General features: G+C 30.9%; 7 protein-coding genes. 4 read left to right on the top strand and 3 right to left on the bottom strand.

Features of this window, described 5'->3' with window-relative positions:
• From CQA75_RS05810 to folE, 3 genes are all read right to left on the bottom strand, one after another.
• Positions 1–1032 (bottom strand): PDC sensor domain-containing protein (locus CQA75_RS05810; RefSeq protein WP_212741797.1); only part of this gene is annotated, 1032 nt, incomplete at its 3' end.
• Between the two features lie 341 nt (positions 1033–1373).
• Complete coding sequence (fliI, locus tag CQA75_RS05805; protein ID WP_137624091.1) at positions 1374–2744, bottom strand: flagellar protein export ATPase FliI; 1371 nt, start codon at positions 2742–2744, stop codon at positions 1374–1376.
• Positions 2744–3316: a GTP cyclohydrolase I FolE gene (gene folE, locus CQA75_RS05800; protein ID WP_137624090.1), complete on the bottom strand. Its 573-nt coding sequence runs from the start codon at positions 3314–3316 to the stop codon at positions 2744–2746. Before folE ends, fliI begins: the two co-directional genes overlap by 1 nt.
• Before the next feature lie 126 nt (positions 3317–3442).
• Between folE and tig the strand changes: the two genes are divergently transcribed.
• From tig to CQA75_RS05780, 4 genes are read left to right on the top strand one after another with little or no spacing between them, the layout of a single operon-like run.
• Positions 3443–4768, top strand: a complete 1326-nt coding sequence (gene tig, locus CQA75_RS05795; RefSeq protein ID WP_137624089.1) for a trigger factor — start codon at positions 3443–3445, stop codon at positions 4766–4768.
• A complete protein-coding gene (gene clpP / locus CQA75_RS05790) occupies positions 4768–5352 on the top strand; it encodes an ATP-dependent Clp endopeptidase proteolytic subunit ClpP (protein ID WP_137624088.1) in 585 nt (194 codons plus the stop codon). Before tig ends, clpP begins: the two co-directional genes overlap by 1 nt.
• A gap of 19 nt (positions 5353–5371) precedes the next feature.
• Positions 5372–5899, top strand: coding sequence for a peptide deformylase (gene def / locus CQA75_RS05785; RefSeq protein WP_137624087.1), 528 nt, complete (start codon positions 5372–5374; stop codon positions 5897–5899).
• Positions 5896–7401, top strand: coding sequence for a YifB family Mg chelatase-like AAA ATPase (locus CQA75_RS05780; protein WP_137624086.1), 1506 nt, complete (start codon positions 5896–5898; stop codon positions 7399–7401). Before def ends, CQA75_RS05780 begins: the two co-directional genes overlap by 4 nt.

Raw genomic sequence — 7401 nt, 5'->3', positions numbered from 1 at the left:
ATTGGTTTTTATATTAATAGTAGAGACATTCTTTGTTTTATGATTGATAAAATCAAAGAAGGCATTAAGACCACTTTGGATGGTGGTGAGTGGGGAGAGATAACGCGATACAATGAAATACATTAAAATTGTACTTAATATCACTATAGTTAATACTAAAATGATTTGAATCAGTGCAATTTTATTAATGGATTGATAAATTTTATCTGTAGGTTCGGTTATACAGGCTGTATAGTTTAAAACCGGAGAGCACATACCTAAATTTTCAACTCCACCTGCTTCAATAAGAAAAGGTTGAAATTCTCCATATTGTTTTAAGTTTTCCAACAATAAAGAAGTATTTTGAAAACCACTATTCATTTCAGAGGGATTGGAGGCAACAAATATATCCTTATTTTTATCAATTAAAAAAGCGTTTCCTGGTTTGCTTTCAAAAGTTTTTTGAAGCATTTTTAAACTTACATCAATTGCCAAAACTCCTATAAATTGACCATCTTTATAAAGGGCTTTAGAATAAGTAAATATAGTTTCATTGCTTACAGGATCAACATAGTAAGGTTGAACATAGACTGAATTTGTATTTCTAGCTCCTTGATACCATTCTCTTGTAGTGGCATCGTATCCATTATTTTTGCCATTTATTCTTAAACTTTTGCCATTCTTTTCACTTTCAATATCACTTACAACGTTACTGCCATTTGCTAGACCTATATAAACAGCTAAAAGATTGGATGAGTGCTTATAGGATTTAAACATATCTCCTATATTTGCCATTAAAGCTTCTTGGGAATTAATTTTTTCTAAAGGTAAAGATAAAATATCTTTGCTTAATTTCTGCAATGATGAAAGATTTTTAGCTCTAAAATCTTCCATATCTGTTTTTGCAACTTTAATAGCATTGATTTCAGTATTTTCTATAGTTTTAAACAATGCGTTTTTTGTAAATAAAAAACCCACAACTCCTAAAATAACCAAAGCAATAATTGCTATCACATTTGTTACAAGCGAAAGTTTAAATTTTAAACTTTTCATTACGAATTTTTCTCCTTTTTAAAAAATCAAATTAAGATAAAATAACTCTTGATTCTATCAAAAAAAAAAAAAAAACCCGTAAAAATTTGCATTTTGTATTAAAAAATGTTACAAAAATACTCATAAAAAATATTTATTAAAATTAAATTTATCATATTAAATTTATATTAAAATTTAAACTAAATTATTTATTTTTTTATGTCACAAAAAAAATCTTTGTAGTAATAAATGTGCAAAAAAATAAAAATTTATTATTTAGTTTTTAAAAATTAATTCTTTAGTATCAATTTTTTCTTAGCTTTCAAGAATAGTTTGAGATAAAAGATTTAAAAAAGATTTTATTATTGAGATTGGTTTGGATTTGGTAAAACAGCATTCATGCTACCTGTATTTGTGGGTTGAGGAGTGGAATCGATTTGTTCTAAAAGTTTTATGGTTTCATCAAATTCAAAACTTTCTTCAGGATTTTGCCCTAAAAATTTTTGCATAAAATCTTTTTTAGCAATAGCTTCATCAAGCTCTCTATCGCTTCCTTTTTGGTAAGCACCGATGCGGAGTAAAACCTCATTTTCTTTTAATAAAGAATTAAGTCTTTTAAATTTTCTTGCTAAGAGTTTGTGTTCGGGTGTAATGATATCCCCCATAACCCTTGAAGCTGAATTTTGTATATTAATAGGTGGATAAATTCCAAAATCAGTAAGTTCTCTGCTTAAAACTATGTGTCCGTCTAAAATAGATCTACTTTGATCAGCGATTGGATCACTCATATCATCTCCATCAACAAGCACGGTAAAAAATGCTGTGATAGTTCCTTTTCCTTCTTCTTTTCCAGTTCTTTCCATGAGTTGAGGCAAAAGACTTAAAACGCTAGGTGGATATCCTTTGGTTGTAGGAGGTTCGCCAAGAGCAAGTCCTATTTCTCTTTGAGCCATAGCAAAACGCGTTACACTATCCATGATAAAAAGAACATCTTTGCCCTGTTCTTTGAAATATTCTGCTACACTCATAGCACAAAATGCACCATATTTACGCATTAAAGCACTATCATCGCTTGTTGCTACAATGATGACTGTATCGTCAAGTTTTCCACCTAAATTTTTTTGTATAAATTCGGGGATTTCACGTCCCCTTTCGCCGATTAAGGCTACCACTTTTATAGGTGCTTTTGAATTTTTAACTATCATTCCCATAAGGGTAGATTTTCCTACCCCACTTCCTGCAAAAATACCTAATTTTTGTCCTACTCCACAAGTTAATAAAGCATCAATGGTTTTAACTCCTACAGGAAAAACTTCTTCAATCAATCCCCTTTTCATTGCATCAATAGGAGCACGCATGATAGGCATGTATTTACTTACTTCAATAGGAGCTTTTCCATCTTTAGGACGCATAAAAGGATCAACCACTCGTCCCAAAAGTTCATCACTCACTCCTATTTGCATCCCAGCATCGCTGATAAAAGCACGATCCCCGATTTTAAAACCTTCTATAAAGCTAAAAGGGCTTAGATAGCTAAATTGCTCTTTTATTTCTACAACCATAGCTAAAGTATTTAAATTTGGATTTTCATTGGAAACAAGCTTAACGATATCTCCAACTCCTGTTTTAAGTCCGCGAATTTCAATACTTGTGGCTGATATTTTTGTAATCTCTCCAAAAACAGCACTTAAATTTTCTTTGCCGAGTTTGGAGCGAAGTTTTTCTAAATTCATTAAAAACGAACCTGTTTAGGGGAATTGATAAGTTCAAAAAATTCTTTGCGTGTTTTTTCATTTTTTAAAAACAACCCTCTAAGGGCTGAAGTGGAAGTAGTGGAATTAACCTTTTGCACCCCACGCATTTCCACACACATATGGCGTGCTTCTATGACAACGCCTACTCCTTTTGCATTAACATTTTCCATGAGTGCATCAGCGATTTGCTCTGTGAGTTGTTCTTGAATTTGCAAACGCCTCGCAAAAACTTCTACAAGACGAGGAATTTTACTCAAGCCCACGACTTTTTGATCGGGAATATAAGCTACATGGACGCGTCCAAAAAATGGCAAAAGATGATGTTCGCAAAGACTATAAAATTCTATATCGCGGACTAAAACCATTTCATTGTTAGAGCTTTGAAATAAGGCGTCATTTAAAACATCTTTAATATTTTCATGATAACCTTTAGTTAAAAATTGAAAAGCCTTGAAAACGCGATTAGGAGTTTTTAACAATCCTTCTCTATTTGGATTTTCTCCTACGGATTCAAGTATGGTTGTTATACATTTTTCAAACTCTTTTTGCAAAATTATCTCCATAGTAGTTTTTGATTTTTGTCATTTTATCATAAATTGCTTTAAAATTTTATGCAAGTAATAAGGAAAAATTTGCTATTATTAAAGCTAAATTTTATTTTATAAGGAAAAATAATCATGGAAGTAAAAGCAAAGCAATTAGATTCTGTAAATGCGACTGCTAGCGTAAAAATTCCTTCGGGAATGATTAAAAATGAAGTGGAAAATTTGGCAAAAAAAGCTTCTAAAAATATAAAAATGGATGGTTTTAGACCTGGAAAAGTTCCAGTCGCAGCTGTGCTTAAAAGATATGAAAAAGAACTAACTCAAGATGCAGAACAAAATCTTTTTAAATCTGCTGTAGATAATGCTTTGAAAGAATTAAAAAAAGAGGCAAAAGAGCTTGTTGGTGAGCCTTATTTTGAAAAATTTGATCGCCAAAATGGAGAAATAATTGCAGAATTGGCACTTTCTTTCAAACCAGAACTTAAGTTAGATGGTTATGAAAAACTTATTCCAGAGTATCAAACTCCTAAAGTTACAAAAAAAGAAATTGATGAAAAAAAAGAAGAATTATTAAAAAGATTTGCAACTCCTGAAGCTATTAAAACAAAAAGAGCTTTAAAAGAGGGAGATTTTGCTAAATTTGATTTTGAAGGTTTTGTGGATGAAAAACCTTTTGATGGCGGAAAAGCTGAAAATTATATTTTAGAAATAGGTTCTAAGCAATTTATACCAGGTTTTGAAGAAGGCATGGTGGGTATGAAAATAGGAGAAGAAAAAGATATCAATGTTACTTTTCCTAAAGAATATGGAGCTTCTCATTTGGCAGGAAAAGATGCGGTATTTAAAGTAAAACTTCACGAAATTCAAGAACTTAAAATGCCAGAACTTGATGAAGAAATGGTTAAAAAACTTTTACCAAATGAAGAAAAGCCAAGCGTAGAGCTTTTGGAAGAGAAATTAAAAGAGCAAATTAAAAATGAAAAATTATTTAAACTTGTAAATGATGAGCTAAAGGCTAAATTCGCAGACGCTTTGATCGCAGAATATAATTTTGATTTGCCACGCGGTATAGTAGAGCAAGAAACGGATATGCAATTCCGTGCAGCATTTAATACTTTTAGTGAAAAAGAAATTGAAGAGATTAAAGCTGATAAAGAAAAATATCAACAAAAACGTGATTCTTTCAAAGAAGAAGCACAAAAAAGCGTAAAATTAACTTTTATTATTGATGAACTTGCAAAAATTCGTAAAATAGAAGTGAATGATCAAGAGCTTGTTCAAGCAATTTATTTTGAAGCGTATCGCTATGGAATGAATCCAAAAGAACATTTGGATAATTATAAAAAACAAGGAGCTTTACCAGCTGTAAAAATGGCTTTGATTGAAGAAAAACTTTTCAATGATATTTTTATGCCAAAAACAGAAAAATCAAGCAAAAAACAAAAAGAGGATAAATAATGGTTATTCCTTATGTTATTGAAAAATCAAGTCGCGGGGAAAGAAGTTATGATATTTATTCTAGACTTTTAAAGGATAGAATTGTTATGCTTAGTGGCGAGATTCACGATGATCTTGCTGCTTCAATTGTAGCTCAACTTCTTTTTTTAGAGGCTGAAGATCCACAAAAAGATATTTATCTTTATATTAATTCTCCAGGCGGAGTGATCACAAGCGGTTTTAGCATTTATGATACTATGAATTATATTAAGCCAGATGTTTGTACTATTTGCATAGGTCAAGCAGCTTCCATGGGGGCGTTTTTATTAAGTTGTGGAGCAGAAGGCAAACGTTTTGCATTGCCAAATTCAAGGATTATGATCCATCAACCTTTAGGTGGCGCTAGAGGACAAGCAACAGATATAGAAATTCAAGCTAAAGAAATTTTAAGACTTAAGACTATACTTAATGATATTTTGGCTAAAAATACTAAGCAAAAAGTTGCTAAAATCGCCAAAGACACAGAAAGAGATTTTTTCATGTCAGCACAAGAAGCTAAAGAGTATGGTTTAATCGATAAGGTTTTAGAAAAAAGTTTTAAATAATTTAAGGTGATGAAATTTTATGATTAGAAAGATTATGACTTATCCTAATCCTAGATTATTTTTAGAATCAGAACCTGTTGTGGAATTTGACTCAAATTTACATGATTTGCTTGATGATATGTATGAAACGATGATCGCAAGTCAAGGAGTGGGTTTGGCCGCTATACAGGTTGATATCCCTTTAAGAGCCTTATTGGTTAATATTGTAGATGAAAATGGGGAGCAAAAAAAAGAAGATTTACTTGAAATTATTAATCCTGAAATTATCCCTTTAAGTGAAGAAACGATCATTTATACTGAAGGTTGTTTGAGTATTCCTGATTTTTTTGAAGAGGTGCGACGCTATAATCATATTTTGTTAAAGTATCAAGATCGTTTTGGAGAACATAAAGAATTAGAGGCTAAAGATTTTTTAGCTGTAGCTATTCAGCATGAAAATGACCATTTAAATGGACATTTGTTTATAGAAAAAATTTCTTTTTTAAAAAGGCAAAAATTTGATAAGGATTTTAAAAAGAAATTGAAAAATCAAAAAAAAGCTAAATGAAAAAATTAAAATGCATCAGTTATGGTGAAAATTTAGACATTATTGATGTAGAATCAACTTTTACAAGAGGTTTGCCTAATTTAAGCATAGTAGGGCTTGCAAATACAGCGATCAAAGAAAGTATTGAGCGTATAAAAGCGACGCTTTTAAGTTGCGATTTTACATTTCCAGCTAAAAAAATTACTATCAATCTAAGTCCATCGGGAATTCCCAAAAGAGGATCGCATTTTGATTTAGCTATCGCTGTGCTTATTTTACTCCAAAATGAAGAATTGGACGATTTTTTTGTAGTAGGAGAATTGGGGCTTGATGGAAGTATAAAAAGCACAAATGAACTCTTTTCCCTTCTTTTGTTTTTATCCGCTAAAATAAATCATGCTAAAGTTGTTGTGCCAAAAAGCATAGCTTTAAAAGCTTCTATGATCCCTAACTTAGAAATTTATGGACTTGAAAATTTAAATGAGGCGATTGAATTTTTCAAAGAAAAAAATTATGAAAAATTTAAATTTTTGCAAAATCATCCTTTATTTAGTAATCCTTTAAAAATCAATGATGAAATTTTTATCCCTAATAATCAATTTGATTTAGATTTTAAAGATGTAAAAGGGCAGGAAAAAGCTAAAAAAGCTTGTATGATTGCTGCGCTTGGAATGCATAATATACTTTTTGAAGGAAGTCCAGGAAGTGGCAAAAGTATGTGTGCAAAACGCCTAGTTTATATTATGCCTCCTCAAAGTTTGAGTGAGGTTTTAATGCAAAATGCTTACATGTCTTTAAATTCTAAAGAATGCGAATTTGCTAAAACAAGAGCTTTTCGTCATCCGCATCACACCTCTACTAGAGCCAGTATTTTTGGAGGGGGTGCTAAAAATGCTAAAATTGGAGAGGTGGCACTCGCAAATGGAGGGGTTTTGTTTTTTGATGAATTTCCACATTTTAATAAACAAATCATAGAAAGTTTAAGAGAGCCTTTGGAGGATTATAAAATTCATATTTCAAGGGTAAATTCTAAAACCACCTATGAAACAAAATTTAGCTTTGTTGCGGCACAAAATCCTTGCCCTTGTGCTAATTTATTTTCTAAAAATTTATCTTGTACTTGCACAGATAATGAAATTAAAAAATACAAAAATCATATTTCATCTGCTGTGATGGATCGTATTGATTTGTATGTTGCCATGGATGAAATCAGCAAAGATGATAAAGCAAGTATAACTTCTAAAGAAATGAGTGAAAAAATTTTGCAAGGCTTTATTTTTGGAAAAAAGCGAGGACAGAAAGAATTTAATGGAAAATTAAAAGATGAGGATTTACAAAATTTTTGCCCCTTAGAAAAAGATGCTAAAGATACCCTTGATTTAGCAATTTCTCGTTATAATCTTTCTTTAAGATCTGTTAATAAGGTTTTAAAAGTTTCAAGAAGTATAGCGGATTTACAAGAGAAAGAAATCATAAATAAAAGTCATATTTTAGAAACTTTAAGTTTTAGGATAAGAGGTTAA

The sequence above is a fragment of the Campylobacter taeniopygiae genome, assembly GCF_005406225.1.
GTDB classification, from domain to species: domain Bacteria; phylum Campylobacterota; class Campylobacteria; order Campylobacterales; family Campylobacteraceae; genus Campylobacter_D; species Campylobacter_D taeniopygiae.
Note: the sequence above shows the minus strand (reverse complement) of the source record. Positions and strands in the feature narration are given on the sequence as shown.